The organism is Streptomyces sp. SUK 48 (assembly GCF_009650765.1).
Taxonomy (GTDB): Bacteria; Actinomycetota; Actinomycetes; order Streptomycetales; family Streptomycetaceae; genus Streptomyces.
Window position 1 is genome coordinate 7,064,609 of sequence record NZ_CP045740.1, and the last position, 23,734, is coordinate 7,088,342.

Below are 23,734 nucleotides of genomic sequence, written 5' to 3' on the forward strand. Positions count from 1 at the left end.
ACGCGGGTCGGCCGCGTGGCGTGGTCAGGACGTCCACGCGGCCAGGCACAGCGCGCGGTCCAGCTCGGCCGTGTAGTGGGCCGCCGCCAGCCAGACGCGCGCGAAGCGGTCGGGGTCGGCGGGGCGCAGGCGGCCGAAGACGTCATGGGTGCGGTCCGCGGCGGCGGAGCGCAGGTCCGTGAGGAGTTCGGCCGCCGTGGCCAGCCCGCACCGGCGCAGCCGCCCGGCGTCGGCGTGGGTGTCACCGGGAAGCGCGAGGACCGCACGGCCGCCCGAGACCGTCTGGTGGACGCGACGGCGCAGCAGGTGGATTGGCGCCTCGTCGAAGTCGGGTACGGGCACGGGCGCGGAGCCGGACGAAGCCGTCGCGACGGGCAGGTCGGCGCCCTGGAGCCGGTCCAGGCCGATGTCGAGACGGGTGTCGGGCCGCGCCGGATGCTCGGTGGCGAGCAGCTGGGCCCGGGGGTGCGGGGCCGGGGTGAGACGGGCCACGACACGGAGCCGGGCGCCGCGGGCGGCGGACAGCAGGCGCAGATTGTCGCGGTGGGGGAGCGCGGGGTCGTCGTACGCCGCCGTCAGCCGCAGGGGCACGCCGGCGCAGTCGGCGAGGAGGCAGTCGCCCGCCGCCTCGGTCGCGGTGCCGGTGACGGTGATGTCCAGGAACAGCAGGTCATGGCCGCCGGACAGGGCGCGGGTGATCTGGTCGGGCACCGGCTCGGCCCAGAGCCGGGTCACCGGGGCCGTGTGCCAGTCGGCGCCGGGAGCGCGTACGGCCCGTACCCCCGCGCCCGCGCCGAGCCGGCCCGTCGGGGAGACGGTGGCGCCCGACACCGCGAGCCCGGCGCGGGCCAGTTCACGGTGGGTCAGCGCGGTGTCGCCGAGGCGCACGGCCCGGTCGGCCGCGCCCACCGCCCGCCCGGCGCCGCCCGGGGCCACATCGGACACCTGGTACAGCCGGCCGTTCGCGTCCGCGGTCCAGGTCACCGCGCCCGCGTAGCCGCTCGCGGTGAGCACCGGCTCGGAGAACAGGCCGTACAGCCGCAGCGAGCCGTCCGGGTGGTAGGGCCGGCGCGCGGTGCCGCGCAGCGCGGTCAGGTCGCCGCCCGACGTGCTCGGCAGGCGGTGGGCCACCAAGAGCACGTCGTACAGACCGGCGGCGAGATCGGTCAGGTGGTACGCCGGATCGGCCGCGCGGGCGGCGCGCAGGGCGGTGACCACGGAGACGGCGCCGGCCGCGGCCCGGTGCAGGCCCGCGAGCCGCGCGGAGTGCGCGGCGCGCAGCAACTCCGCCTGGAGCACGGCGCCCGCCCCGTCCGTACCCGCCTCCAGCACGGCGGACGCGGCCAGTCGTACGGCGCGGGCGGCGGCGCGCTGCTCCGGTGTGGCCGTCTCGGGAGCCAGGTCGGTGTCCTCCGCCGGGGCCGGTTCGTCCGGCCGGGCGGGGGAGCCGGCGGCCTCCGCGACCGGGGCCAGGGAGGCGGCCGCGGCGCGGTGCAGGCAGTCCGGGGCCAGCAGGCAGCCGCAGCGCACGTCGTCCGTTCCCCGCACCGCGCCGTCCGGGGCGTGCAGTTCGAGCCCGGTGTCGTCGTCCACGGCGATGCGTACGATCTCGCCGTCGCGGGCCACGGGCCGGTCCGCCAGCTTGGCGATGCCCGAGTCGAGGCGCTTGCGCAACCGGGGCGAGAGCGCCGCGACGAGTGCGGCGGTCACGGCCGGTGCGACCGGGGGCAGTTGCGGGCTCATGCGATCTTCTCCCCGATCCAGCGAGCGAGTTCGAGCGGACTGAGGGCGGCCACCGGCATGCCCGCGGCGACCAACTGGCCCGCGACACCGGTCGAGTAGCGCGGCCGGCCCGCGTCGTCGAGGCTCGCGCAGCCCAGCACCTGGCAGCCGGCGCCGACCAGGGCGCGGACCTCGGCGAGCAGCCCGCCGAGCGGAGGGCCCTCCTCGAAGTCGCTGATGACCACGACCAGGGTGCGCGAGGGCACCGTGACCAGTTCGCGCGCGCGGCGCAGCCCGGCCGCGATATGGGTGCCGCCGCCGACCTGGACCTCCAGGAGCAGCGACAGCGGATCCTCGACATGGCCGGTCAGGTCCATCACCTCGGTGGAGAACGCCAGGAAGTGCGTGGACAGTGTGGGCACCCCGGCCAGCACCGAGGCCGTGAGCGCCGCCCAGATGGTGGACGCCTCCATGGAGCCCGACACATCGGTGACCAGCACCAGCCGCCAGTCCGCCGCACGCCGGGCCCGGCTACGGAAGACGGGGCGCTCGGGGACGACGAGGACCGTGCCGTCCGGGCGGCGGCGGGCGGTGGCCAGGTTCGCCCGCAGGGTGCGGGGCAGATCCAGGCCGCCGCCGGGGCGCCTGCTTGGCCGGGGCAGGGCGGTGCCGTGCAGCGCGGGCCGCAGCCGGGTCGCCAGCTGCCGGGTCAGCGCCTCGACCAGCCGGCGCACCAGCGGACGCAGCGCCGCCAGCCGGGCCTCCGGCAGCCCGCCCGCGTGCCGCAGCACCGAGCGCAGCAGGTCCACGGAGGGCCGTACGGTGTCCGGGTCCAGCTCCGTGAGCACGTCCCGCCGCCCCGCGGCGGCCGCGGCCGCCAGCACCTCCTCCCGGATGCCGGGCCCGAACAGCGCGGCCAGTTCCTCGGACCACTCCCGGGCACCGGGGTACGGCGCCTCGCGGCCGCCGCGTCCCCGCCCCGCCATGTCCCCCCGGCTGCCCTCGCCGCGTCCCTGGCCGTACAGCTCGTCGAGCGCGGTCGCCAAGGAGCGGGCGGAGGCGGGCAGCCGGTCCCGCCGGCGGCCCAGGAGAAGGCGCCAGCGGTCGGCGGGGGAGAGGGTGCGGGCCGAAGCCGCCCGCGCGGAAGGCTCGATGACGCCGTCCACGGGGTCCTCGGTGGGGCCGCCCGCCTCGGGCAGCAGGCCCAGCGTGGTCAGCGCCTCGCGGGCCGCCAGGTCGGCGCGGGTCCAGCGGGCCAGGGCGGTCGGGTCGATGTCCCCGGTGTCGGCGGGGTGTTCGCCGTCCAGGCGTTCCTCGACGGCGGACAGGAGCCGGTCGCGGGCGGCCGGGCTGAGGGTGTCGAAGCCGCCGCGCAGGGCCGGAAGCCGGTCGAGGAAGTCGCGGTCGGACAGCTCCGCCACCCGGTTCAGCAGCGGTGCCAGCGCGGGCGCCGCCGATTCGAGCAGCGGTCCGGCCGCGGTCAGCAGACCGGTCAGACGGGCGGTGAGCGCCGTACGGGACTCCGGGCCGGCGGCGCCGTCCACCCAGGAGGCCACGCGCTCGCCGAACGCCCGCGCCTCCTCCTGCCCCAGCAGCACCCGTACGGCCCCGGCGGCGCCGCGCATCAGCGGGGAACCGCCCGCCGCCAGCCGGGCCAGCGCGTCCCCGAGCCGGATGCCGCCCGATCGGTCGGCGCGCTGGGCGAGTTCCAGCAGGGCGCGGGCGTCGGCCGGGTCCTCGGAGCCGGTGAGCCCGTCGAGCTGCCGTACGGCGGCGGCGGTCAGCGCCTCGGCGACGGCCGCCGCGCGCTGGTTACGTTCCCCGGTCGCGTCGAGCCCGGGGATGTGCCCGGCCCGCAGCCGGTCCGACAGGGCCAGCCCGGCAAGGAGTTCGGGCAGGGTGGCGGTGTCCGGGAGTATCTCGGCGGTCTCGGCGAGGCGTTCGTCGGCGAGGGCGGGCAGGCCGCACTCCGCCGCCTGCTCCAGGCCGCGCAGGGTCTGCGCGGCCGTGGACCCGCCCTCGTCCCGCTCCTGGCGCCGCCGCTCCCGCAGTACGCCCTCGGCGGCCTGGGCCGGGGTGACCCCGCGGACGCCGGCCACCGTCAGCATGGCCGCCGTGGCCGGGGTCCAGCGCGCCTCCCAGCGCGAGGTCAGCGCGTCGGCGCCGCCCGCAGCGGTCACCGGCTTCGGCTCGGCGTACGGCACCGAGCACACCGTGAGGCGGCGCAGCAGGAGTTCGCGGCGCCGGTCCGGATCGGAGCGGAGCGGGTCGAGGCGCAGGTCCCGGGTGGTGCCGGGGGCCGCGTCGGCGGGCCCGGGCAGGTTCAGCGCGGCCAGCTCCGCCTCCACGGCGGGGGCGAGGCCACTGCGCGGCGCGTCCGGCGCGGGCCGGCCGGTACGGGTCCCGACGAGCACCTTCTCCATCGCCCTCGCCACGGCCCGCCCCCGGCCGTACGGCTCGCCCTGGGCCAGCACCGTCTGTACGGCCTCGACCAGTTCGCCCCGGCCCGCCGCGGGCAGGTCCCGCAGCCGGGCCAGATCACCGGCGAGCCGTACGATCTCCCGCGCGTCGGCGGGCCCCGACGGATGCCCCAGCGCCCGCAGTTCGGCGCAGATCCGCACGGCGGCGCCGGTCAGCGCGTCGGCCAGGGCCGCCGGATCGCCGGCCGCGTCCAGCACCAGGTGCTGCCACTCCGGGTCCCGGATCCCGGCCGGGTAGCCGGACCGCGCGTCCAGGAGGGCGTAGGTGTAGGGGATGAGGGACGTCGTCCAGGGCGGGGCCTTCGCGGGTGTGGCGGCGGTGCTCGCCTCGTCGCCGCCGGACGCTGCCGAGAGCGCCGGGGCGTGGAACGCGCCGACCACGACCGCCGCACGCTCCCCGTGCGCCGTGGCCCGGGCGAGACACGCCCGCATCCACCGCTCCCGCCGCAGATCCAGCGCCGGCACTCCGCCCGCGGCCACCGCCTCCTGCCGCAGCGCCCACCCTGTGAGCAACGCGGCCCGGCGCAGCGCCTCCGGCGGCGAACCGGGCGCGGGCGCCTCGACCAGCCGGTCCCACAGGTCGTCCCCCGGACGCCCGGTGAGACGGGAGCGCAGCGCGGCGGCGATCGTCGGCCGGTCCCCGACGGCGCGCGGCGGTCGCGGCGCCCCGGACGGGCCTCGGCCGGCCGCCGGTTCGTCCTCCTCCGGTGCCCACGTCCGGTCCGCCAGCGGCAGATCGCACGCGAGCACCGGGGTCCCGCGTCGCGCCGCCCACCGTACGGCCGCGAGTTCGGGGGAGAAGTCGGCGAAGGGGTAGAACGCCGGGCCGCCCGCCCCGCTCGCCGGTGCGGCGGCGAGGGCGACCGGGGCGCGGGTGTCCTCGTGGGCGAGCCAGGGCAGCCACTCCTCCAGTTCGGCGGGGAGCTCCACCAGGAGCACGTCCGGCGCGGCCGCCTCCAGCAGCGCGGGCACGGCCGCGGCCAGCGAGGGCGCGTGGTGGCGCACACCGATGAGGTAGGGCGCCGCCGGGTCGGTCAGGGCGGCGACGGCCGCCTCCGGGGTGTCGTACGGCACCGTCCTCAGCCCTCCAGGACCGTGCGCAGATCCCACAGGGTGCGCCAGGTGGCGGAGCCCTGTTCGGCGCGGCGGCGGACCGGGCCGTCCCAGTAGCCGCGCAGGCGTGCCGCGTCCGCCGGGTCGTCCTTGCGTACGACACCGAGCAGATGGCCCGGCAGCAGCCCGAGGACGTCACGGTCGCCGGGGAAGTACGCGCCGGCAAGACCCAGCGCGCCCGCCACGGCGACGGCCTCCGCGGTGCTCATCACGGTGGACGGCCGCTCCACCTCCCAGCCCTCCGCCGAACGCCCCTCCCTGAGGTCACGGAAGACGGTGACCAGGGCCTCCAGGACCGCGTCGTCGACCTGGAAGGGCGCGCCCGCCCGCTCCACCGACGCCCGGGCCTGGCCGCGGACCAGCGCGGTCTCCGCGTCGAGGTCCGCGATGGGGCCGACCGTCTCGAAGTTGAAGCGGCGCTTGAGCGCGGCCGACATCTCGGAGACGCCCCTGTCCCGCAGGTTGGCGGTGGCGATGAGGGTGAAGCCCGGCGCCGCGTGCGCCAACGCATCCTCGGAGCCCGCCAGTTCGGGGATCGCGATGCGCCGCTCCGACAGCAACGACACCAGGGCGTCCTGCACTTCGGGCAGGCACCGGGTGACCTCCTCGACCCGGGCCACCGCGCCCCGGCTCATCGCGGTGAGCACCGGCGACGGCACCAGCGCGGTCCTGCTGGGGCCCTGCGCGAGCAACAGGGCGTAGTTCCAGCCGTACTTCAGCTGGTCCTCCGTCGTACCCGCCGTGCCCTGCACGACCAGGGCGCTGGTTCCGCACACGGCGGCGGACAGCAGCTCCGACAGCATGGACTTGGCGGTGCCGGGCTCGCCCACGAGCAGCAGGCCCCGCTCCCCGGCGAGCGTGACGACACACCGCTCCACCAGCGCGCGGTCGCCGACGAACTTGCCGCCGATCTCCAGCCGCCGCGGTACGCCGTCCGGCACCGCGGCGTCCTCGGGCAGCCGCAGCGCCTGCCCCCCGCTGCCCATCACGAAGGTGACCACGGCCCGGGGCGTGAGCCGCCAGGCGGGCGGGCGCGGTCCGGCGTCATGGGCCGCGAGGAACGCCAGCTCGGTGGCGTACCGGTCCTCGGGCGGAACGATCTGTCGAGCGGCGTCGGGAGCCAGGGCGGTGGTCATCGGGGGTCTTCCTTCGAGGGGGAGCGGAGGTGCGGGGAGAGGGAGAGCGGCGGGTGGGGCCTCAGCGGCGCCTTCCCTTCCGTGTCGCCCGCGTCCTGAGTTCCTCGTACGCCGGGGCGTCGCCCGCGCGGACGCGCTGCCAGGCCCGGGTGAACAGCTCGGACACCGGGAGCAGCGGTACCGTGTGCCGCCGCGGTGGCACCGGGTACAGGGACTCCTTCCAGGTCTCCAGGGGCAGCGCCGGGGAGCCCGGGTCGCGCCAGCCGCAGGGCAGGAACAGCGTCCGCCCGGCGCGCGGGCGCTTGGCCTCGACCACCAGGTCCGTCGCGGCCAGTTCGGCGCGGGCCTTCTTCAGCCGGGCCGGCCGCCAGCCGGTCCAGCGGGCGCGGTTGCGGTCCGTCGGGTCGGGCAGGGCGAGCAACTGGAGGTAGAGAGCGGCCGCGTCCTCGCCCAGCCCGTGCGTCTCGGCCACCTCGGCGACCAGCGCGGGTACGCCGACCGTCGGGTCCTGCGCGTACCCGGGGGCGCCCTCGGCGCCGACCGCGCGGTCCAACTCCTCGCCGAGCAGCGTGCGTACGGCGTGCAGCGCGTGCCCCTGGTGCGGTCCGACCAGCCCCGCCAGCAGCCCGAACACGGCGTCGTCGGGCCCGTCGAACCCGGCCGGCCGGACCAGGACCGTCTCCACGTCCTGGTACCAGGGGCGCAGCACGATCGCCTCGCCCACCCGGGTCAGCCCGTGCGCGTCGGCGCCGCCGGTCTCGGGCAGCCCGTACGCCTTGCGCAGCTCGACCGCGGTCGGGGCGCCCTTCTCCGTCCGCTCGACCCCGAGGCCGAGTATCAGCTCCGGGTCGGCCAGCCGCGCGCGTACGGCGGCGAGGGCGGCCGGGAGCGCGGCGCGCAGCGGGTGGCCGTGCGGCAGGCCGTAGGCGAGGGCGGCGAGCCCGTCGACGGCGTTCACCAGATCGCGTCCGGACGGCAGCGCCGACGGGTCCTCGGGGACGAGGTCGCCGTCCTTGTCCGGCCGCAGGACCGTGGTGCGGCTCAGCCACGGGGTGCGGGACGGGTTGAGCGCCTCCTCGGCGTACCCGACGGGGAGCCCGGACAGCTCGGTCCTGATGTCCTCGGGCACCCGCACCAGCGAGCCGAGCCGCTCGGCCCACACCCGGCCCGCGGCCGCCGTGTCCGGACCGGTCGTCCACAGGGCGGCCGGATCGGCGGGCAGCAGCGCGCCCAGGAGGGCCGTGCGCGGCTCCGCGTCGAGGCCGCGCAGCAGGGCGTCGCCGAACTCCCCCTGCTTGGGCTTGAGTCCGATGACGGCCAGGCCCTCGGCCTCGATGTCCTGCGGCTGTCCGGCGAGCAGGACGGCGGCCTGGACGGGGCCGAGACCGCCGCCGCTCGCCGCGACCAGCGCCTCGGGCGCCCCGGCGGCCCAGGGCGCGGCGCCCTTCTCCCGGACCAGGCGGGTCAGCGCGGCCAGGTCCTCGGCGCCGATCGTCGTGTCGTACCGCACCTCCTGGTCCAGCGTGAAGTGGGCGACCGCGCCGAACGCGCCGGTCGGATCGTGGTCCAGCGCCAGCCAGTCGACGCGGTCGCGCTGGGTGTCGACGCGCTCGCAGCCGAGGATCACCACCGTGCGTCCCGCGCGGCGCAGCACCTGGCCGGTGCGGCGCTGCTTGTCGTGCGGTTCGCCGAGGACCACCTGGCGCAGGGTGCCGCCCGCCCCGGCGAGCGGACCCTCGGTGAGGGCCTCGAACAGCAGGAGCAGCGGCTCCCGCCGGGCCTCGGACAGGGCGGGCGACGCGGCCCGGTAGGCCAGCGCGCGCAGCCGGCCCAGCACCTGCGGCCACACCATGCCGATGCCCGGGACGGTGAACTCCTCGCTCTGCCAGCCGTCCGCGAGAGCGCCGAGCCGCTCCCGGCCGGGCAGAGGGATGCCGTCGGCGGGGCATCCGGACAGCACATGGTTCACCGAGCGGATCTGGCGCAGCGCGTGCCACACCTCCTGCTGCCACCAGCCCCGGAGGGGGCCGAGCCCGGAGACGGCCGCGTACAGGCTGCGGTCGTCGCCGTGGGCGGGGCGGTGGTCGGCGAACATGCCCTCGGTGCGGTTGCGGGGCAGCAGGGACCGCTCCTGCGGGGGACGAGCGAACGCGGTCGCCGAGTCCTCGATGTGCAGCGTGGACCTGACCAGCGCGGCGACACCGGTGAGCAGCCGCTCGTCGGTCAGCCCCGGCAGGGCGCCGGCCACGACCCGCCGCACGATCTGGTCCGCGCCCGGCACGGCGGCCCTGGCCTGCTCGTCGTCCCCGGCGAGAACCAGCGCCTGCCGCCGCTCGGCCAGCGCCTCGGCGGCCGCGCGCAGCACCTCGCCGGCCCGTTCGTCGGTCAGGGCGCGCAGCACGGCCGAGCCCTGGACGTCGCGCGGACGCAGCGCGTGCCAGAAGGGCAGCGGGGGCACGAACGGGGTGCCCGCGGCGAACTCCCCGCCCGGGCCCTGGACCGGTACGCGCCCCAGCTCACCGGGGCCGAAGCCGTCGTCGCCCGCCGTCGTCAGCGCGATGCCGCGGTACCGCTCCACCACGACCGGCTCGGCGCCACCCGGCAGCCGCAGCGCGCCCACCGGAATGCCGTCCCGCTGGGTGGCGCCCGCCGCCACCGTCACGGTCCGCCCGTCCGGCGTCCCCGCCGTCCGCAGCGCGGCGTCGTCCTCGCCCTCGGTGCGCACCCAATGCCCGAGCACCGTCCCGTCGGTGCCGAACGGGCTGTCCTCCAGGCCCGGCTGGAGCGGCAGCACCTCGCAGCGCTCCGGCAGCAGTTCGGCGCCCTCGCGGATGCCCGCGCGCAGCAGCGCGGGCAGCGAGGCGCGGCCGTGCGTCCCGGTCGCCGGGTCGTACTCCAGCCACACCGTGCGCCGGCCCTCCCGGCCCCGGCGCCACAGGGTGCTGCCGTCACCGAGGACGCTCCGCGTCGGCGGCAGGACCGTGTCACCGGTGTGCAGCGCCTTGCCGCCGGTCGCCCGGCCGCCGCCGGGCAGCGGGAGCGAGGGGACGAGCGTCTCGTTCGGGTTCCACCAGGAGGGCAGCTGCTCGCCGCCGAGCTCGAACACGTCGGCCGGGCGGGACGACCAGTAGCCGTACTGCTTGGCGCCCTGGCGCCACATGACGAGCAACTCGCCGTCCACGTAACGGAATCGGGGCTGCTGCCAGCGGTCCGGGTCGTGCGGCAGCCGCAGCTCGTGGTCCAGGAGCACCTCCTGCGGGCCGACCACCAGCGCCTTGTGGCCGCGCGCCACGATCAGCGCGGGCCAAGCCTCGTACACGGCGATCGAGTCGGTGTGCCGATGGCCGGGTCCCTGGCCGCGGGTCTGCGCGTCCAGCGCGGCCAGCGCCTCCTCCAGGGCGGGCCAGCCCAGTTCGTCCAGGATGCCGGCGCGCAGCGTACGCGCCAGCAGCGGCGCCGCCGGGTGGGCGGCGATCCGGGCCACGGCCCCGGGGCTGACCTCGGGGGCGACCTTCCGGAAGGCGTGCAGCCGGTTCAGCGCCTGCCCGGCGCCGGGCAGGCCCACCGATTCCGTGAACTCGTCGGCGGCCTCGTCCAGCCACTCCCGCAGCACCTCGGACAGGACCGGGTGCCCGGCGACCGCGGGCAGCGTCTCCGTGGCGCGCGCATGGCCGCCGACCTGGCCCAGGGCCGTGTGCAGCAGCCGCCGCAGCCGCGGGTCGGCCGCCACCGCGGCCAGGTCGCGGGCGCCCTCACGGGTGTCCGTCAGCCAGTTGGCCAGCGGCAGGAACGTCCGCTCGCCGCTGCCGGGCAGCGTGAGCGCGATGCCCTCCGTCAGACACAGGTCGAGCAGGTCGAGGTCGGCGCCCGCGTGCCAGCCGCCCGCGAACAGGGCCACCGGGCGCCCCTCGGCGAGCAGCCCGGGGGCCATCCGCCGGACCAGCGCGAGCGTGCCCGGCGAGCGCAACGAGTACGACCCGCCGTGCTTGCGGAACGACGCCCAACGGCTCAGCCAGTCCGCCGGATCGACCCCGTGCGCGACGGCCTGCCCCGGCTCCGTCAGCAGCGGCTCGGCCCCCGTCTCCGCGAGCAGCGCCAGCCAGAACTCGTCGTCCTCGACGTCCCGGCCGAGCCCGGCCGGCATCATCTCCAGCAGCCGGATCCGGGTCTCGGGCCGGCGCTCGGCGAGGACCGGGAGCACCGCGCGGTAGGCGGTCCAGAAGGACCGGGGCGCCCGCACCGCCGCCGGGGAGGCGATCAGGTCGGCGACCAGAGTGCACTCCTCCGTCACCCGGTCCAGACCCGCCGCCCTGATCAGCCCCCGCGCGTCCTGCGGCAGCGAGGCGTACGGCGGCATGCCGGCCGCGCAGCGCTCCACCGTCAGCTGCCGGAACTGCGCCCAGGCCGCCGCCGGTTCGAGCCGTGCGGCGAGATCCTTCACATACTCCTTGAGGGCCTTGACGGTCAGCGCGCCGGCGAAGGCGAACTCCAGGAACACCGCGCGCCGCCGCTCCTCGTCCACCGCCAGCGCGTGCACCCGCTCGGCCTCACGGGCCTTGCCGAAGAAGGCCGCCGCGTACGTGGTGTTCTCGTGCCCGAGGAAGACCCGCGCGGCCTGCTCGTAGAACGTCGGCAGGAAGTGCGGCACCGCCCGGCCCAGCCGCTCGCCCAGCGCCTCGAAACCCTCCTTGGCGGCGCCCGGACGGGACTTGGCCTGCCGGGCGAGCCGCTCGACGTCCTTCACCAGGGCGAGCGCGTGATGGCCGTTCGCCGGGTCGTGGACCAGGGCCCACGCCGGGAAGCCCAGCGTCTCCTTGCGCACCTGCCCGACCACGGGCGACTCGGGCGCGCGGGCCAGGCCCAGGAACTCCAGCGCCAGGTCCTCGGCCTCGCCCAGCGTGCTCGGCACCAGCCGGACCACCCGGCGCCCGTCCAGCGCGGGATGCGTGTACGTGCGCACCGTCAGACCGTCGGCGTCCTCGCGGGCGGTGCTCTGGGGCGGCAGCACGGCGCCCGCGTCCAGCAGCGCGGTGACCGTGTCCTCGTCGTACGTCATGCCGCCCGCTCCTCGTCCTCGATGTCCCGCCCCGCGTACAGCGCCGCCGCCATGCGCATGCCCTCCGACCAGGCCACCGGCCCGACCTGATCGAGCCTCAGCACCCGGCCGCCCGGCTCGGACCAGGCCAGCGGGCCGGTCTCGGTGCGCGCGTAGCCGTCGTAGTCACCGATCCAGACGCGGGCCTCGACGGCGCGGCCGTCCTCCACCACGGAGCACACCGCGTAACCGCCGCGCGCGCGGTAGCCGAGCTGGGCGGTCCGGCCGTGCAGGAAGCGCAGCTCCTTGAAGACGCCGCCCGCGTACTCCTCGATCTGCGTCGCCTTGGCGTCGAGGGCGGCCGGGCGGTGCCAGACCTCGCGGAACAGCTGCCGGGCGTGCTGCTCGACGCCCAGCTCCACGGCGAACTCCCGCAGTTCCTCCAGGTCGTCGAGGAGCACGGGGTGCGGGATGCGCACCAGCTCGGGGGCGATGCGCACGGTGTCGCCGTCGAGGTCCACCAGGCCGAGGCCCCGCTCGGGGTCGGCGTCGCGCAGGAATCCGGCGACCGCTCCGTCCGCGCCGGTGACCACGAGGTCGCGCAGCGCCGACTGCCAGGCGGGATCGGGCCATACACGGGCCAGGAGGGCCAACGGCACCGGCAGCGAGCGGACCATCCACCGCTCGGCGTCGGCCAGGCACCGCGACTCGTGCCGCTCCAGCCACTCGACGAGCTGCTTCAGAGCGACGACCGCGGGATGGTCCGCGATCTTCGGCGGCACCGACTTCAACGACCGCCCGGACGCGTTGCGGCACACCACCTTCCTGCCGTCGAGGGCGACCTCGTAGTCACCGGCCGACACCCACCCCATACGTGCCTCCCGCACCGCAGTGATCAAGTGACGGGAACTCTAGGGGCGAGCACTGACAACGCCCTCCGATCAACGGAGGGCGCTGGGGAAAAGGCGGTGGAGAAGCGGGCGGTCAGCTCTGGGCGGAGCCCTTGGCCGCGTCCTTCTGCTGCTTCAGGTCCTTGATCCGCGCCGCTTCCTTGCGGACCTCGACCTGGGTGGCCTGCTCCTTGAGAAGCCACTCGGGCCGCTCCTGCTTGAGCGCCTCGATCTGCTCCGTGGTCAGCGCCTCGGTGACGCCGCCGCGCGCCAGACCGGCGATGGACACACCGAGCTTCGAGGCGACCACCGGACGCGGGTGCGGACCGTTGAGACGCAGCTCGCGCAGCCACTGGGGCGGGTCGGCCTGGAGCTCGTTGAGCTCGGCACGCGAGACCACACCCTCCTGGAAGGAGGCGGGGGTGGCGGGGAGGTACACACCCAGCTTCTTCGCCGCGGTCGCGGGCTTCATCGTCTGGGTGCTCTGCTGCGACTTCATGAGGACAAGGGTATCGGCCGTGCGTGCGGGAGCCGACCACGAGCCGGGCGGCGGACGGAGGGGATCATGGCCGGTGACCATGGGCGGCGCCGCGGCCGGTAACCTGGCCTGGTGACAGGCTCGGAGGAATCACCGTCGTTCCGGCTCGCGTACGTCCCCGGAGTGACGCCCGCCAAATGGGTGAAGGTCTGGCACGAACGCCTGCCCGACATCCCGCTCACCCTCACGCAGGTCCCCGCCGCCGAGGCGCCGGAGCTCATGCGCGCGGGCGAGGCCGACGCGGGACTCGTACGGCTGCCCGTGGACCGCGACGTCTTCAGCGCGATCCCGCTCTACACCGAGACCAGCGTGGTCGTCGTCCCCAAGGACCATGTGATCACCGCCGCCGACGAGGTGACCCTGGACGACCTCGCCGACGAGGTGCTCTTCCACCCGCTGGACGACGTCTTCGACTGGGACCGGCCGCCCGGCGAGGCCGCGTTCGAGCGGCCCGCGACGACCCAGGACGCGATCGAGCTGGTCGCGGCGAACGTCGGCCTCCTCGTCGTGCCGCAGTCGCTCGCCCGCCTGTACCACCGCCGCGACCTCACCTACCGCCCGGTCACCGACGCCCCTCAGTCCGGCGTCGCCCTGTCCTGGCCCGAGGACGCCACCACCGACCTGGTCGAGGAGTTCATCGGCATCGTCCGGGGCCGCACGGTCAACAGCACCCGGGGGCGCGGCGCGGCCGGGCGCCCGGTGGACGGCGGTGCGGCGGAGGGCCGTACGGCCAAGCCGGGAGCCGCGTCGGCGGGCAAGCCCCAGGGCGACAAGAAGTCCCGGGGCGCCGGGCAGTCCGGCGCGCGGCAGAAGCCCGGGGCCGCCAAGTCCTCGGGCGGCCGGGGCCAGCGGGCCCGCACGGGTGGCGCCAAGCCCGCGGCGAAGCGCGGGAAGCCGCGGAAGCGCTCGTAGAGCGAGTTGCCGGGCTGTCGGGGGCGTCCGGTGGCCTTGGCCGCCGCACCCGTCTCGAACCGCGGCCTTGATCGGGGCACCCGTCTCGAACCGCGGCCTTGGCCGCCGCGCTCCGGTCTCAGACCGCGGCCTCGGTCGCCTCGCCCGGCTCAAACCGCCTGATCGTGTTCCTCCGGCCGGGCCGCGCTCCGCACCGCGCCCACCGGCTCCGTCCGCCGTTCCCGCAGGTCGGCCATCGCGAGGACCAGGGCGAGGACGATGATGCCCACAGCCGTCAGCAGGCCCAGCTGGAGTGCCCGCGCCGGGCTGCCGTGGTTGGCGAGATGGGCGAAGTACACGGCGCCCACGGCGGCGATCCCGGCGGCCGAGCCGATGCGCTGGGCGGTCACCAGCACCCCACCCGCCGCCCCCGCCCGCTGCACGGGAACGGTCGCCAGGGTGAGCGTGGTGTTGGGGGAGATGGTGACGCCCGAGCCGAGGCCGGCGATCAGCAGGGGCAGCGCCGCCGCCCAGGCCACGCCCTGCCCCGGCACCAGCTGAACCGTCGCGACCACCGTGAGCAGGCCCAGCGCCACCACCGCGAGACCGGCGACCACCAGCTTGCGCCCGTGCCGTACGACGAGCCGCCCGCTGACCCCCGCGCCGATCGCCGAACCGCACGCGAACGGCAGCGAGGAGAACCCGGCCGCCAGCGCGGTGTAGCCCACGCCGTTCTGGAGGAACAGCGTGTAGACGAAGAACAGCGTGGTGAAACCCGCGAAGTAGACCAGATTCAGCAGCACCCCGAGCGAGAAGGACCGCTGGGCGAACAGCCCCAGGTCCAGCAGCGGCGCCTTGCCCCACCAGCCCTGCCATCGCTCCCACGCCCAGAACCCCGCCAGCAGCAGCGCGGCCACCGGCAGCAGCGCCCACTTCAGGCGGCCCGTCCACTGCTGCTCCTGCACCAGGGGCAGCATCAGCGCCAGCACGCCGGTGCCGAGGAGCAGCACACCGGTCAGGTCGATGCCCTCGCGCCGGCCGGTGGCGGGCGAGGTGCGCGGCAGCAGCCGCAGGGCCGCGCAGAAGGCGGCGACCCCGATCGGCAGGTTGACGTAGAACACCCAGCGCCAGCCGTCGCCGGTGCCGAACAGATGGATCAGCAGTCCGCCGGCGGGCGGCCCGATCGCCGTGGACAGCCCGACGACGCTGCCCAGCATGCCGAACGCCCGCGCCCGCTCGGTGCCCCGGAACATCTGCTGGATCAGCCCCGTGGTCTGCGGTGCCAGGATGCCCGCGGCCACGCCCTGCGACAGCCGGAAGAACACCAGCCAGCCGGCGTCGGTGGCCAGTCCGCACGCCGCCGAGGCCAGCGTGAACAGGGCGAGCCCGTACAGGAAGACCGTCCGCCGGCCGCGCAGGTCCCCGAGCCGGCCGGCGGGCACGAGGGCGAGTCCGAAGGTGAGCGCGTAGCCCGAGACGACCCAGGACAGGGCGGCCGTGTCGGCGCCGAGGCCGCGTTCCATCGAGGGGAGGGCGACATTCACGATCGAGCTGTCGAGCAGCGTCATGAAGCCCGCCGTCAGACAGACCCAGAGCGCCTGCCAGCGGCGCCGGTCGTCGGCCGGCCGGGCCGTGTCCATGGTCATGGGGCCCACGCTAAGCAGCGGCCGGGCCCTGAGGGGGGAAGAGAGGAAAATCCGGCGCGTCGGTGTTTGTCCTGCTATAAGGCGCCAAGCGTCGCCTCGTGCGCGGTGTGCGCATCGCGTCGTACGCGGCGTCCTACGTGCGGGCCGTCTCCCGGAGCCACGCGTACGCCGCGCGTGCCGTGAACTCCTGCTGGCCGCCGCGCAGCAGCAGGCTCGCCGTGGCGAACCCGGGATCGTCGGCCTGTCCGGCGACGTAGGGGACGGCGAGGCAGCGCATCCCGGCGGCGTGCGCGGCGGCCGCGCCCGGTGCCGCGTCCTCCAGGACCACGCAGTCGCACGGCTCCGCGCCCAGCCGCCGGGCGGCCTCCAGGAAGACGTCCGGCGCCGGCTTGCCGCGCGGCACGTCGGCCGCCGAGACCGCCACGGGGACGAGGGCGCCCAGGCCGGTGCCGGTCAGGACCGCGGCCAGGGCGTCGGGGGAGGAGCCCGAGGCCACCGCCGCCGGCACCCCGTCGGCGGCCAGCAGCTCCAGCAGCGCCCGCATCTCGGGGTACACGCGCGTGTGGGCGCGGGCCAGCTCCAGATAGCGCCGGTCCGTCGCGGCCAGCAGTTCCCCGGCCGGGACGCGCAGCCCGTAGCGCTCCCGCCAGAGCCCGACCGTGTCCCGGGTGCTGACACCGACGTAGCTCTCGTGGTCCGCCCAGGTGTACTCCGGGACGCCGTACTCGGCCAGGGCCCGGCGGCTCGCCTCGTAGTAGTTCGGCTCGCTGTCCACGAGCGTTCCGTCGAGATCGAAGATGACCGCGAGGGCGCCGAGATCGCTCATGCGCCCCAGCATGCCGGGATCAGGCGCGGGCGGCGCGGCCCACCGACTCCACCAGGGGCCCCAGCCGGTAGGGGACGCGCTCGCGCAGCGCCACCTCGGTACGGGTGCGCACCACGCCCGGCAGGCTGATCAGTTTCTGGATGACGTCCTCCAGATGGGCGTTGTCCCGGCCCACCACCCGGGCGAGCAGGTCACCGCCGCCCGTGATCGAGAACGCCTCCACGATCTCCGGCACCGCCGCCAGCGCGTCCCCGACGTCGTCCAGGTGCCCCTGGGTGACCTCGATGTGCACGAACGCCAGCACCGGATGGTCCAGGGCGGCGGGGGACAGGGAAGGACCCGTGCCGGTGATCACACCGTCCCGCTCCATGCGGTCGAGCCGGGCCTGGAGCGTGCCGCGGGCTATGCCGAGAATCCGGGCGTACTCGCGCACGCTGGTGCGCGGCTGCTCCAGGAGCAGTCGCAGGATGCGGGTGTCGAGCTCGTCCACGGCCATGATGGACGACTGTACCAATGGCCCAGTGCTCGTTCGGCCCCCTGTACCGCTCGACCTGCGCCGTTGGCGTCGCGGGGTGCCCGCGACAGGGCTTTTTATTGGGCCATTGGACCACTGAATCCGGCATCACTTGAGCCACTGCGGCACAGGATGCTCTTATGGACATGTCGATGGCGCTGCGGATCCCCGCGGCGCCTTTTGTTTTCCGGTCTTCCTTGGTCTTCCAAGGCGTCCATGGGGAGGGCAGCAGTGCTGAAGAAGATGTTCGTGGCTCCGGACCCGGGCCGAGCGCGATTGCGCTGGGCGTCCCGGGCCGTCCTCGGCATCGGGCTCGCCGTCGCGGTCTGCCTGCTCGTCGGGCACTCCGTCGTCGGCGCGGTCACCGGCGGCCTCGCCGCGCTGCTCGCGCTGTTCACCGTCGCCGACCCGACCGTGCGCGGGCAGGCGGTCACCACCGCGCTGCTGCCCGCCGTGGGTCTGCCGGTGCTGGGCGCCGCGGCCGCGCTGCACCCGTACCCGGTGGCGCGGGACCTCGCCTTCCTCGCGGTCGTCGGCGCCGGGGTGTACGCCCGGCGCTGGGGGCCGCGCGGGCACAGCCTCGGCGTGTTCGCCTTCATGATGTTCTTCGCCGCCCAGTTCCTGCACGCCACCCCCGACCGGCTGCCCGAGCTGTCCGCCGCCGTCCTGCTGTCCGTGCTCTGCGCGGCCGCGGTGCGCTTCGGGCTGTGGTGCTACGAGCGCCGGCGGCCCCCGGCCGCCGTCCTCATCTCCCTGTCCACCGGCGCCGGGCTCGCCCGGGTGACCACGCGCCAGGCGGTCCAGGCGATGGCGGGCGCGGGCTTCGCGCTGGTCGTCGGCGAGCTGGTGTCCGGCCAGCGGTGGTACTGGGCGGTCGGCGCCACCTGGTGGGTCTTCGTCAACACCGCCTCGCGCGGCGAGACGCTGGTACGGGGCTTCCGCCGGGTCCTCGGCACGCTGATCGGCGTCGGCCTGGGCTTCCTCGTCGCCGTACCCCTGCACGGCGCGCCGGTGCCGACGGCCGCGCTGCTCGCCGTCGCCGTCTTCGGCATCTTCTACTCCGCGGCCGTCTCCTACACCTGGATGATGCTCTGCGTGACGGTCCTCGCCGAACTGCTCTACGGCCTCCTCGGCGTCCTCACCCCCGGGCTGCTGGCGCTGCGGATCGGCGAGACCGCGGTGGGCGCGCTCGGCGCCGCGCTCGCGGTGCTGCTCCTGCTGCCGGTGACCACGCACGCCACCACGGACGCGTGGATCCAGCGGGCCCTGCGGTGCGTGCACGTCTGCACGGCGGAGGCGGCGGCGCGGCTCGCGGGCTCGCCCGCAGCCGATCCCGCGCCCCGGGTGGCCGAGCTGGAACAGCTGCTCGCGCGGGTACGGCTGTCCGTGGCGCCGCTGGTGCATCCGCTGCACCCGTTGCCGGCCCGCAAGCGCCGGGCCCGCAGGGTGCTGGCACTGCTCGACGACTGCGCGCGCGAGATCCGGGGGCTGGTCGCGGTCGCGGCGGACCCGGAGGCGTCGCACGACGCGCGGCTCGCGGCGGCGTGCCGGCGGGTGGAGGCGGCGGTCGAGGCGCTCACCGGGGGCTCGGCGGAGCCCGCGGCCGCGGTGGCCGAGTCCCCGGCGTCGCCCGCGCTGGCCCATGTGCACGGTCTGGAGCACGCGCTGGCCGCGCTCGCGGAGCCGTTGCGGGGGGCGGCGGAGTCGAGGCTGGTCGGGGCGTGAGTCCGGAGGGACGCGCCGTGCCGGGCGGCCGGGGGAAGCGGCGCGCGGGCGCGGGTCCGTTGCGCCCGGTCGCGCGGTTCCCCTGGAAATCGCCGTGCCCTTGGAAATCGCCGTGCCCTCGGCCGAGAAACGGACGCGCCGTCCTCTTGGTCTAGACCGAAGCGGGTCGGCTGCTACCGTCGGCGCGTGACGGGCTCGACCGAGAGGGGACAGCGGTGGTGCGGAGCGGCGGCAGGGCGTTCATCGGGTCGTTCACGGCGGCGGGCGGCCCGGGCCTGGTGACCGCCGAGGTCGCGGCGCGGGGCGGCGCCCTGACCCTCGTCGCCGCCGTCAACGACGTACCGGACCCCTCCTACCTGGCCCTCTCCCCGGACGGCGGCATGCTCTACGCGGTCAGCGAGACCGCCGAGGGCGCCGTGGCCGCCTACCGCGTCGACGGGGGCCGTCCGGAGCTCGCCGGACCGTCCGTGCCGGTGGACGGCAGCGGCCCCACCCATCTGAGCCTGTACGCCGGGCATGTGCTGACCGCCAACTACGGCTGCGGCAGCGTCACCGCCGTACCGCTGCGCCCCGACGGCACCCTCGCCGCGAAGCCCTCCGGCCGGCTCCAGCACACCGGCTCGGGGCCGCACGACCGCCGTCAGCGGGGCCCGCACGCCCACCAGGTGCAGCCCGACCCCAGCGGCCGCTGGGCGGTGAGCGTCGACCTCGGCACCGACTCGGTGCGGGTGTGCACCCTGGAGGCCGGCGCCCCGGCCCCGCACCGCGAGTGCGCGCTGCGGCCCGGCTCCGGCCCCCGCCACCTGGCCTTCCACCCCGACGGTGAGCGCGCCTACGTCGTCAACGAACTCACCCCGACGGTCACCGTGTGCCGCTGGGACGCCGCCGCCGGCTCCCTGAAGCCGCTCACCGAGGTCCCGCTGCTGCCCGGCGCCCCGGCCGGCGACGCCTACCCCTCGGGGATCGTGGTCGCCCCAGACGGCCGCTTCGTGTGGACGGCGACCCGGGGCGAGGACGTCCTGTCGGTGCTCGCCGTCGAGGCGGACGGCCTCAGGCTGCTCGGCACCGTGCCCTGCGCCGGCCACTGGCCCCGCGCCCTGGCCGAGCACGACGGCTTCCTGTACGTGGCCAACGAGCGCTCCGGCGACGTCAGCTGGTTCGCCGTGGACGAGGCGACGGGCCTGCCGCGCTACGACGGCTCGGTGCAGGTCGCCGCGGCCTCGTGCGTGGTCTTCGGCTGAGCGGGGCACGACACCCGGCCCAGGCCCCCGGACCGGCAAGGCGAAGGGCCCGCCCCCGAGGGGAGCGGGCCCTGCTCGTCCGGAGGTCCGTGCGGTCAGCGGACCGGGGCGCCCTGCGCCTGCTGCGGCGCGATCCCCAGGGCGGTCGTGTACTTGGCGAGGGCCAGCTTGCCGATCGCCGGGTAGGCGCCCAGCGGCGCGGCCATCGAGCAGCCCGCCTCCTCGGCCGCGGCCGCGAGCAGCGTCGCGTCGATCTCCGGGCCGACCAGGTACGGCGCGAGCGCCAGCTGCTGCGAACCGGAGGAACGCAGCTGCTCGGCGACCGAGGAGAGGGAACCTTCCTGGTCCAGGGCCGCCGCCATCACCGGCACGGCCAGGCGCGCGGCGAGCAGCATGCCGGTGATCCCGGCCGCCTGCGCGGCCTCCTCGCCGCCCACGGAGGCCAGCACGATGCCGTCGGCGGCGGTGGCCACCGTGAACAGCCGGGCACGGTCGGCACGGGCCAGGCCCGCCTCCGACAGCCGTACGTGCAGCGCCTCGGCGAGCAGCGGGTGCGGGCCGAGGACATCGGTCAGCTCGGCGGCGACCCGGCTGTCGTTCACCGACTGGCGGATCGCCCGCAGCAGCGCGCTGTCCGGACCGGCCAGCAGCGGTACGACCACGGCGACCGGGCCGTCGGGCTCCCGCAGGCCCTCGACACCGGCGGCGACGGCCTGCTCGTAACGGGCCGCGCGCTCCTCGGCGGCGTGCGCCAGCACCGACCGCAGGGTGGGGAACTCGGCGTCGTCACCGTCCAGATAGCCGATCCGGGCGTTCAGGCCGGGCAGCTCGGAACGGGCGATGCTCACGACCTCCTCGGCGAGGCCACGCGTGGCAGCGCTGGGCACACCGGGCACCGCGAGGACGAGCGCGGGCGCGCCCTCGGGAGCCACCAGCGGTTCGGGCCGGCGGTGCCGTCCCGGCTGGCGGGGTCGCGGCATTCGTACTGGGAGGCCGGACTCGGGTCCAGTGGAGGAGCTCATGGCGCCGCATGTTACTGGTTTCCCGGATGGTCCTGTTCGGGGAGGGTACAGGTGCGCGGTATCCGTCCGGTTTTGTCTGCTCGTTTACGGGTGGCAGGCTGTGACGTGCAGCATCGTCGCCTCACCCGGCAGTGTGAGCCGTCCGGATGCCAGCTCGGCCGCGATCCGTACCGCGCCGTGCAACGGGTCACCCCCGGGCGGCACCTGGCGGGCGTGCGGCAGCCGGCGCGCCAACTCCTCGCGCAGTGGCCCGAGCAGGGGGTCGCCCATCTTCGACAGGCCGCCGGTGAGCGCCACTTCGGGGGCCCCGTCCGCCGGGCACACGGCCGCCGCGGAGTCGGCCATGTGCCGCGCCGCCGCGCGCAGGATGTCCGCCGCGACCGGGTCGTGCGCGGCGTGCTCGGCCACCCGGGGCGCGAACGAGGCGAGTACGGCGGCCCGGTCGGTCCTCGGATAGAGCCGGCCGGGCAGCCGGCCCACCGGCCCGAACTGTTCCTCCGCGCACCTCAGCAGCGCGGCCGAGCCGCCCTCGCGGCCGTCGTGGGCCCGCAGCGCCGCCTCCAGACCGGCCCTGCCGATCCACGCGCCGCCGCCGCAGTCGCCCAGCAGATGCCCCCAGCCGTCGGCCCGCCGCCAGCCGGTGAGGTCGGTGCCGAGCGCGATCAGCCCGGTGCCCGCGGCGAGCACCGCGCCCGGCCGGAAACCGAGGGCCCCGGCGTACGCGGTGACGGCGTCGGCGGCGAGCGCGAGCCGTCGTACCCCCAGTTCGCGGGCGAGGGCGTCCGGCAGTTCGGCGCGCAGGGCGTCGCCCAGGGTGGCGAACCCGGCGGCGCCGACGACGGCCGTACCCAGGTCGTCCACGCCCGCCTCCGCCGCCAGTTCCCTGGCGAGCGGCGTGAGACGGGACATCAGATGGGCCGGGTCGATGCCGTGCGCGCCGGTGCGGACGGGCTCCCGGGTCTCCCGCTGTGCCGAGGGCGCCCGCCCCGGCACGCCGACGGCGACCCGGAGGCCGGAGCCGCCGGAGTCCACGGCGAGATACCCGGCGCCGGTCATGGCAGGCGCCAGTCCACGGGCTGCCCGCCCTGCTCGACCAGGAGGTCGTTGGCCCGGCTGAAGGGGCGCGATCCGAAGAATCCGCGGTCGGCCGACATCGGCGAGGGGTGCGCGGACTCCACCGCCGGCAGATTCCCCAGCAGCGGGCGCAGATTGCGCGCGTCGCGGCCCCACAGGATCGACACCAGCGGCTTGCCGCGCGCCGCGAGGGCCCGGATCGCCTGCTCGGTGACCTCTTCCCAGCCCTTGCCCCGGTGGGCGGCCGGGCTGCGCGGCGCGGTGGTCAGCGCCCTGTTGAGCAGCAGGACGCCCTGCTGGGTCCAGGGGGTGAGGTCGCCGTCGGACGGCTGGGGCAGTCCCAGGTCGGTGTTCAGCTCGCGGTAGATGTTGATCAGGCTCGGCGGTAGCGGCCGTACCTCGGGAGCGACCGAGAACGACAGGCCCACCGCGTGTCCCGGGGTGGGATAGGGGTCCTGACCGACGATCAGCACCCTCACCTCGTCGAAGGGTTGCTGGAACGCCCGCAGGACGTTGCTTCCGGCCGGGAGGTAGGTGCGTCCCGCGGCGATCTCCGTGCGCAGGAAGTCGCCCATCTGGGCGATCCGTCCGGCCACGGGTTCCAGGGCCTTCGCCCAGCCCGGTTCGACGATTTCATGCAAGGGTCGTGGTGCCACGGGCGTCACCCTACTGCCGTACGGCGGCCGGTGATCAACCGATGGCCGAACCCGGCCGGACACCCCGGGCCTCTCCGGTCCGTCCCTCAGCCGACCACCGCGGCGCGCACGCACAGGACGTCCGGCAGATGCGCGGCCACCTGCCGCCAGCTGTCCCCGTCGTCGGGGGAGGCGAACACCTCTCCGTTGCGGTTGCCGAAATACACGCCCGCCGGGTCGGCGTCGTCGGTGCACAGGGCGTCGCGCAGCACCGTGCCGTAGTGGTCCCCGGCCGGCAGGCCCCGGGACAGGGGCTCCCAGGATCTGCCCGCGTCGGCCGTGCGGAAGACCCGGCAGCGGCGGTCGGCGGGGACCCGGTCGCTGTCCGCGTTGATCGGGAACACGTACGCCGTGCCGCCGCGGCGCGGGTGGGCGGCGACCGCGAAGCCGAAGGTGGACGGCAGACCGGCGCCGATGTCGCTCCAGCGCGCGCCCGCGTCGTCGCTGCGGTACACCCCCCAGTGGTTCTGGAGGTACAGCCGGTCCGGGTCGGCCGCGTCCCGGGCGACCTTGTGCACGCACTGGCCGAACTCCGGGTTCGGGTCCGGCAGGAACACCGCGGCCACACCGGAGTTGGACGGCGCCCAGCTCGCCCCGCCGTCGGTGGTGCGGAACACCCCGGCCGTGGAGACGGCGACCGTCAGCGCCGCCTTGTCGCGCGCGTCCGTGAGCACCGTGTGCAGCCCCTCACCGCCGCCGCCCGGCACCCAGCGGGAGCGGGTGGGGTGCTCCCACAGCGGCCGCACCAGCTCGAAGCTCTCGCCGCGGTCCACCGAGCGGTACAGCGCGGCCGGTTCGGTGCCCGCGTACACCGCGTCGGGCTCGGCGGCGGACGGGTGCAGCTGCCAGACGCGCTCCAGGGAGGCGCCGGTGTCCCGGGGGAACCTGACGGCCGGCCGGGGCGGTTCCCTCCAGGTGCGGCCGAGGTCGTCGGAGTGGAACACCGACGGCCCCCAGTGCGCGCTGTCGCCCCCCGCGAGCAGCCGGGGCCGGGGTCCCCGGGTGTCGATCGCGACCGAATACACCGCCTGCGCGTTGAAATACGGGCTCTCGTCGAACTCCCACGGGCCCTGCCCCCGCCGCCGTCCGAGGAACAGGCCCTTGCGGGTGCCCACCGCCAGCAGTACCTCGGTCATGCCGATCACCTCCGGGGCGCCATTGCCCAGGATCGCCGTCAGATATCGGC

16 protein-coding genes are annotated in these 23,734 nt (G+C 76.1%); 3 read left to right on the top strand and 13 right to left on the bottom strand.

Annotated features, from left to right (window positions below; all coding sequences use genetic code 11):
• Nucleotides 1-24 precede the first annotated feature (24 nt).
• The 6 genes from GHR20_RS31375 to GHR20_RS31400 all read right to left on the bottom strand — a co-directional run bounded on the left by GHR20_RS31375 (nt 25) and on the right by GHR20_RS31400 (nt 12,875).
• Complete coding sequence (locus tag GHR20_RS31375) at nt 25-1,743, bottom strand: hypothetical protein (RefSeq protein WP_153815073.1); 1,719 nt, start codon at nt 1,741-1,743, stop codon at nt 25-27.
• On the bottom strand, nt 1,740-5,276 hold the full coding sequence (locus GHR20_RS31380) for a DUF5682 family protein (RefSeq protein WP_194859036.1): 3,537 nt from the start codon (nt 5,274-5,276) through the stop codon (nt 1,740-1,742). Before GHR20_RS31380 ends, GHR20_RS31375 begins: the two co-directional genes overlap by 4 nt.
• A 5-nt stretch (nt 5,277-5,281) precedes the next feature.
• On the bottom strand, nt 5,282-6,451 hold the full coding sequence (locus tag GHR20_RS31385) for an AAA family ATPase (RefSeq protein WP_153815075.1): 1,170 nt from the start codon (nt 6,449-6,451) through the stop codon (nt 5,282-5,284).
• Between the two features lie 61 nt (nt 6,452-6,512).
• Nucleotides 6,513-11,507, bottom strand: coding sequence for a hypothetical protein (locus tag GHR20_RS31390; RefSeq protein ID WP_153815076.1), 4,995 nt, complete (start codon nt 11,505-11,507; stop codon nt 6,513-6,515).
• A complete protein-coding gene (locus tag GHR20_RS31395) occupies nt 11,504-12,358 on the bottom strand; it encodes a DUF4132 domain-containing protein (RefSeq protein ID WP_153815077.1) in 855 nt (284 codons plus the stop codon). Before GHR20_RS31395 ends, GHR20_RS31390 begins: the two co-directional genes overlap by 4 nt.
• A 112-nt stretch (nt 12,359-12,470) precedes the next feature.
• Complete coding sequence (locus tag GHR20_RS31400; protein WP_111583675.1) at nt 12,471-12,875, bottom strand: DUF5997 family protein; 405 nt, start codon at nt 12,873-12,875, stop codon at nt 12,471-12,473.
• A 111-nt stretch (nt 12,876-12,986) separates the two neighbouring features.
• Between GHR20_RS31400 and GHR20_RS31405 the strand changes: the two genes are divergently transcribed.
• The gene (locus GHR20_RS31405; RefSeq protein ID WP_194859037.1) at nt 12,987-13,826 is read left to right on the top strand and encodes a LysR family substrate-binding domain-containing protein; all 840 of its coding nucleotides are present in this window, start codon (nt 12,987-12,989) and stop codon (nt 13,824-13,826) included.
• A 149-nt stretch (nt 13,827-13,975) separates the two neighbouring features.
• Here the strand turns inward: GHR20_RS31405 and GHR20_RS31410 are convergent, their stop codons facing one another.
• The 3 genes from GHR20_RS31410 to GHR20_RS31420 all read right to left on the bottom strand — a co-directional run bounded on the left by GHR20_RS31410 (nt 13,976) and on the right by GHR20_RS31420 (nt 16,773).
• Entirely contained in the window at nt 13,976-15,451 is a 1,476-nt protein-coding gene (locus GHR20_RS31410) for an MFS transporter (protein ID WP_153815078.1), read from the bottom strand.
• Nucleotides 15,452-15,584: 133 nt separating this feature from the next.
• On the bottom strand, nt 15,585-16,277 hold the full coding sequence (locus GHR20_RS31415; protein WP_153815079.1) for an HAD family phosphatase: 693 nt from the start codon (nt 16,275-16,277) through the stop codon (nt 15,585-15,587).
• 19 nt (nt 16,278-16,296) lie between these two features.
• Nucleotides 16,297-16,773 carry an Lrp/AsnC family transcriptional regulator gene (locus tag GHR20_RS31420; protein ID WP_074995994.1) on the bottom strand — a complete coding sequence of 159 codons (477 nt, stop codon included), beginning with the start codon at nt 16,771-16,773 and terminating at the stop codon, nt 16,297-16,299.
• A gap of 249 nt (nt 16,774-17,022) precedes the next feature.
• Here GHR20_RS31420 and GHR20_RS31425 point away from each other — a divergent pair, with 249 nt between their 5' ends.
• Complete coding sequence (locus GHR20_RS31425; protein ID WP_153816204.1) at nt 17,023-18,516, top strand: FUSC family protein; 1,494 nt, start codon at nt 17,023-17,025, stop codon at nt 18,514-18,516.
• A gap of 218 nt (nt 18,517-18,734) precedes the next feature.
• Entirely contained in the window at nt 18,735-19,757 is a 1,023-nt protein-coding gene (locus GHR20_RS31430; RefSeq protein WP_194859154.1) for a lactonase family protein, read from the top strand.
• Between the two features lie 95 nt (nt 19,758-19,852).
• On the opposite strand, the gene GHR20_RS31435 is transcribed toward GHR20_RS31430, so the two are convergent.
• From GHR20_RS31435 to GHR20_RS31450, 4 genes are all read right to left on the bottom strand, one after another.
• Complete coding sequence (locus GHR20_RS31435; RefSeq protein WP_153815081.1) at nt 19,853-20,779, bottom strand: hypothetical protein; 927 nt, start codon at nt 20,777-20,779, stop codon at nt 19,853-19,855.
• Nucleotides 20,780-20,863: 84 nt separating this feature from the next.
• Nucleotides 20,864-21,835, bottom strand: coding sequence for a BadF/BadG/BcrA/BcrD ATPase family protein (locus GHR20_RS31440; protein WP_153815082.1), 972 nt, complete (start codon nt 21,833-21,835; stop codon nt 20,864-20,866).
• Entirely contained in the window at nt 21,832-22,509 is a 678-nt protein-coding gene (locus tag GHR20_RS31445) for a uracil-DNA glycosylase (protein WP_153815083.1), read from the bottom strand. The genes GHR20_RS31440 and GHR20_RS31445 overlap by 4 nt, the downstream gene beginning before the upstream one ends.
• Nucleotides 22,510-22,595: 86 nt before the next feature.
• A complete protein-coding gene (locus GHR20_RS31450; RefSeq protein WP_243878414.1) occupies nt 22,596-23,684 on the bottom strand; it encodes an exo-alpha-sialidase in 1,089 nt (362 codons plus the stop codon).
• Nucleotides 23,685-23,734 lie beyond the last annotated feature (50 nt).

Excerpts from the sequence above, each read along its gene's own strand:
- GHR20_RS31375 (WP_153815073.1), bottom strand. The coding sequence starts at position 1,743 with ATGAGCCCGCAACTGCCCCCGGTCGCACCGGCCGTGACCGCCGCACTC.
- GHR20_RS31385 (WP_153815075.1), bottom strand. The coding sequence starts at position 6,451 with ATGACCACCGCCCTGGCTCCCGACGCCGCTCGACAGATCGTTCCGCCC.
- GHR20_RS31390 (WP_153815076.1), bottom strand. The coding sequence starts at position 11,507 with ATGACGTACGACGAGGACACGGTCACCGCGCTGCTGGACGCGGGCGCC.
- GHR20_RS31395 (WP_153815077.1), bottom strand. The coding sequence starts at position 12,358 with ATGGGGTGGGTGTCGGCCGGTGACTACGAGGTCGCCCTCGACGGCAGG.
- GHR20_RS31400 (WP_111583675.1), bottom strand. The coding sequence starts at position 12,875 with ATGAAGTCGCAGCAGAGCACCCAGACGATGAAGCCCGCGACCGCGGCG.
- GHR20_RS31410 (WP_153815078.1), bottom strand. The coding sequence starts at position 15,451 with ATGACCATGGACACGGCCCGGCCGGCCGACGACCGGCGCCGCTGGCAG.
- GHR20_RS31415 (WP_153815079.1), bottom strand. The coding sequence starts at position 16,277 with ATGAGCGATCTCGGCGCCCTCGCGGTCATCTTCGATCTCGACGGAACG.
- GHR20_RS31420 (WP_074995994.1), bottom strand. The coding sequence starts at position 16,773 with ATGGCCGTGGACGAGCTCGACACCCGCATCCTGCGACTGCTCCTGGAG.
- GHR20_RS31435 (WP_153815081.1), bottom strand. The coding sequence starts at position 20,779 with ATGAGCTCCTCCACTGGACCCGAGTCCGGCCTCCCAGTACGAATGCCG.
- GHR20_RS31440 (WP_153815082.1), bottom strand. The coding sequence starts at position 21,835 with ATGACCGGCGCCGGGTATCTCGCCGTGGACTCCGGCGGCTCCGGCCTC.
- GHR20_RS31450 (WP_243878414.1), bottom strand. The coding sequence starts at position 23,684 with ATGACCGAGGTACTGCTGGCGGTGGGCACCCGCAAGGGCCTGTTCCTC.